This is a genomic window from Kineococcus vitellinus, from assembly GCF_009906315.1.
Classification (GTDB): Bacteria; Actinomycetota; Actinomycetes; order Actinomycetales; family Kineococcaceae; genus Kineococcus; species Kineococcus vitellinus.
This window is the reverse complement of record NZ_JAAALL010000409.1, coordinates 1-2,965: the sequence shown is the minus strand read 5'-3', so window position 1 is coordinate 2,965 and position 2,965 is coordinate 1. Positions and strand designations below refer to the sequence as shown.

5 protein-coding genes and 1 pseudogene are annotated in these 2,965 nt (G+C 69.9%); 2 read left to right on the top strand and 4 right to left on the bottom strand.

The annotated features are described in order from the left end of the window. The 4 genes and pseudogenes from GTQ99_RS21690 to GTQ99_RS21675 form a co-directional block, all read right to left on the bottom strand. Window positions 1-251, bottom strand: a pseudogene (locus GTQ99_RS21690) (hypothetical protein); the annotation flags it as partial. 212 nt (window positions 252-463) lie between these two features. Then, entirely contained in the window at window positions 464-910 is a 447-nt protein-coding gene (locus tag GTQ99_RS21685) for a hypothetical protein (RefSeq protein WP_166617768.1), read from the bottom strand. A 114-nt stretch (window positions 911-1,024) separates the two neighbouring features. Further along, on the bottom strand, window positions 1,025-1,471 hold the full coding sequence (locus GTQ99_RS21680) for a hypothetical protein (protein ID WP_166617767.1): 447 nt from the start codon (window positions 1,469-1,471) through the stop codon (window positions 1,025-1,027). A 231-nt stretch (window positions 1,472-1,702) separates the two neighbouring features. Then, window positions 1,703-2,020 carry a hypothetical protein gene (locus GTQ99_RS21675; RefSeq protein WP_166617766.1) on the bottom strand — a complete coding sequence of 106 codons (318 nt, stop codon included), beginning with the start codon at window positions 2,018-2,020 and terminating at the stop codon, window positions 1,703-1,705. 319 nt (window positions 2,021-2,339) lie between these two features. Here GTQ99_RS21675 and GTQ99_RS21670 point away from each other — a divergent pair, with 319 nt between their 5' ends. Both GTQ99_RS21670 and GTQ99_RS24495 read left to right on the top strand, forming a co-directional pair. Beyond that, window positions 2,340-2,603 carry a hypothetical protein gene (locus GTQ99_RS21670; protein ID WP_166617765.1) on the top strand — a complete coding sequence of 88 codons (264 nt, stop codon included), beginning with the start codon at window positions 2,340-2,342 and terminating at the stop codon, window positions 2,601-2,603. Between the two features lie 39 nt (window positions 2,604-2,642). Beyond that, window positions 2,643-2,965 (top strand): hypothetical protein (locus GTQ99_RS24495; RefSeq protein ID WP_205707985.1); only part of this gene is annotated, 323 nt, incomplete at its 3' end.

Sequence of the window (2,965 nt, the reverse complement as noted above, 5' to 3'; positions counted from 1 at the left end):
GGGCCTGGGACGGTGGCGGTCTTGCCCGAGGAGAAGGTGCCCGAGACATCCCCGTCCGCGCATCCCGTATCGAGGATCACCATCCCGCCATCCGCCTGTAAGGTAAAGGTCTCCCCGCTGGAAACGACGCTCACGTCGTCGGGGCCGTCGTTGTGGAAGGCAAGGTCGCCGCCCTCGCCGCAGCCGGCCAGAGCAACCGCCAGGGCCGCCCCTGCCACGATGCTGTGCAAGTTCACCGGTGTCCGGCCCATGAGTGCATCCTGCGCTGTGGCCGACTTCGCTGCTCGGCTTCGACTAGAAACCCTACTGCCTGATCACCAGACCACCGTCTGCTTGGTCATCGGCAAGATCGCGAGGTCGTCGACATCCTGGCTGCGCCGTAACCGCGCGCAGCGCGGCCCGCGCGGTGACCGTGCGGTGGCTTGCTCATCGCACCCGTGATGCTTCCGACGCTGTCCAGCTCTCAGTCGTTGGCCGCTTCGGTGTCCTCCGGGTCCTCCGGGTCCTCCGGGTCCTCCGGCGGTACCGGTAGCGGTGTGGGCGTCGTGCCTGGTGGCCGTCGTCGGCCGGGGCGCGGGTCGTCGAGGAAGGCCACCAGGTTCAGCAACCCCACCAGGTGCTGCACCGAGTGCTGCAGCACCTGCTCGTGGGGCTGGTCGATCATCTCGGCGAGTTCTTGGAGGTCGTCGCTGCTCTGCCCGACGTCGATGTGCAGGCCGGGGTCGTCGTCCATGGCGTAGGCGGTGTCGACGGGCAGGTGCCAGTAGTAGTCGTTGTAGCTGGCCACCGCGTCCACGTCCAGGCGTGCTCCGAAGCGCTCGATGGCGAGGTCGACGACGCCGTTGAGGGCGGTGCGCAAGTGCTCGAGGTCCAGCTGGTGCGGTCGGGGACTGCGCTCGGCTGCGGCCACCTGAGGAAGGTAGCCCGACGAGCGTGCTCCAGGTGGTCCATCTCCCAACAGGGTGAAGGGCCGTCACCGGAGAGCGCCATGACCGCGACCCGGGCTTGCGCATTGAATGCAGCCTCAGGGCAGCGGCGTGCTGGAGACGCTGCCGCCCACGTTGAACACCATCACCTCTGCACCCACCTCAACCTCGCACTCGCGCAACCCCTCCGCCGCCTGCGAGTCGAACAGCGAGTTGATCGCGGAGGTCGGCATCGAGCCCCCACCTCCGTAGACCCGGCTGCCCAGCGCGACCCGCGTGCCGTCGGCGAGCACCAGCGACTGGCTCTCCTCGTCCCAGCCGACGCCGTCGGGCCACACCACCATCGACTCCCCGATCCCGATGCAGGCGCCGACCTCGGCGAGCGGACCCCCGATGGCCGCGGTCATCGCGGCGTCCCAGCTGCCCTGGGAGACCAGCAGGGGACCCTCCAGGCCGGCTGAGAGCGAGGACGCCGAGCAGGCCGTCAGCAGCGCCGCGCACGCCATGTACCCCATGACGCCGGCTGCGCTCGGGTGCGGCTTCATCGCGTCAGCTCCTTGGTCGATCTGCGGGGCGGTGAGCGGGGCGGTGAGCAGGGCGGTCCTGATCTGCTGGGATGTAGCAGCCGGCGTCCACGTTCCATGCTCGGCGGCGCCAGCAGCCGTCTGGGCTGTCAGGTCGACCGTCGTAGTGATCGACCACCTCTCAACAGACGCGCGAGGTCTGCGGAATGACCGGGCGGTCTGATCCTGGTGATGCCGTGGGTCAGTGCCGGCTCAGCGCTGCCCCAGCACGCTGAGCAGCAACAGCGGAGCGCACAGCACCGCTTGCGGAACAGCGACCAGCAGCACGCTGACGCGCACGGCGGCGCGCTGGCGTGCGGCGATGACGGCCGTCACCGCCACCGGGGTGCATGTGGCCACAGCTGCCATCGCCACCAGGACTGCAGCGGGGACCGCGCCAGGGTCGAGGACCGGCCACATCACGGCTGAGAAGAAGACGGGCACGGTGACCACCAGCAGGCTGCCACCGATGCCGGCGGCCAACAGCGAGGCCTTGGCATCGTCGGCCAGGTCAGGGTGGCGGTCGGTCACCTCGTCAGGATGCCGTCGCCAAGGTGACTCGTGCATCACCCTCGGCGGTCTCGCGAGGTCCGGACATCGACAGACGCGCGAGGTCTGCGGGATGACCGTGAGGTGTTGCTGGGTCCTGTGGACACGCGGTGCGCGTTCTCGCGCATGGCTGCGCTCAGCAACCGGCCGGTGCTACACCGGGAAGGTGACCCACCGACCGCTCATCCCCGCTGTCCTCGCGCTGAACACGGCCCTGCTCACCGGGTGCGGCGGGTCGCCTGGCGACACCGACCCCGCGGGGGCGGTGTTGGTGAGTGCTTCGACCTCACCGGAGGATGTGGTGCGCAGCTATCTCGGCGCGCTGCAGGAGCACGACGAGTCCGGCGCGGCGTCGCTGACGACCGGGTCCTACGCCGACGGTGATGTCTGGGCTGCGGATCCGCCGCGCATCGAGGACATCGAGGTGTCGCCGGCGGTGCCGGAGTCGACGACGGGTACTGCCGGTGAGGGGTACGTCGAGGCGGTCTTCGTCCCGGTGACCTTCGACCTGCAGGGGGCGGACGAGACGATGCCCGACGGGCCGACGTCGTGGGGGTACGTCTGAGCATCACGCGTCAGGACTGGACGACGCACGCCGCGCGCCATGAGCGAGCACTACCGCGGACAGCTGACGTCACCGATGCTGGAGACCGCGACCGGAGACGCCCCTCCAGGAGGACATCCTGACCAGCACCCGCCGCACTGCCGCACCGGCACTCGACGCCGGCTACAGCAGATCGAGCATGAGCAGGCCAGTCGGCGCGCCGAGGAGCTGATCCACCAGCCGAATGTCGAGCAGGCGATCAGGGTGCTGCAGCAGTGGCTGGCGCAGGCGCCACTGGAGGGCTCGGCGGTGGAGGGCTCGGCGGTGGAGGGCTCGGCGGTGGAGGGCTCGGCGGTGGAGGGCTCGGCGGTGGAGGGCTCGGC